The organism is Bradyrhizobium jicamae (assembly GCF_001440395.1).
GTDB classification, from domain to species: domain Bacteria; phylum Pseudomonadota; class Alphaproteobacteria; order Rhizobiales; family Xanthobacteraceae; genus Bradyrhizobium; species Bradyrhizobium jicamae.
Window position 1 is genome coordinate 10,088 of sequence record NZ_LLXZ01000213.1, and the last position, 296, is coordinate 10,383.

Annotated in this window: 1 protein-coding gene; it reads right to left on the reverse strand. The window is 57.4% G+C overall.

Features of this window, described 5'->3' with window-relative positions:
• Nucleotides 1-296: hypothetical protein (locus tag CQ12_RS45765; protein WP_210180607.1), on the reverse strand; the 296-nt coding region annotated here is incomplete at both ends.

Genomic DNA, 296 nt, shown 5'->3' on the forward strand with positions numbered 1-296 from the left:
AGACCTTCAGCCGCCCCGGATCCGGCTCCTGTAGCTGCACGCTCAAGTACCAACAGATTTCGATATTCTCGGCGAGCATTCCGCAGGATTTGCATATCCTGCTGGTTTCCTGTGCGGAAAAGCGTGCGCTCCATCGCATTATCGAGAGCCGTTCGAATGCCCTGAAGTGCTGCCTGCAAATGAGGATCGTTCGTCGATCCACGCGCCTGCGTAGCCAAGCGCGAGGTGATGGCGTTGAACTGCGGCCCATCAATTCGGCCCGCAGCTATCATTCCGCGGAGATCGTCGATGGTGTT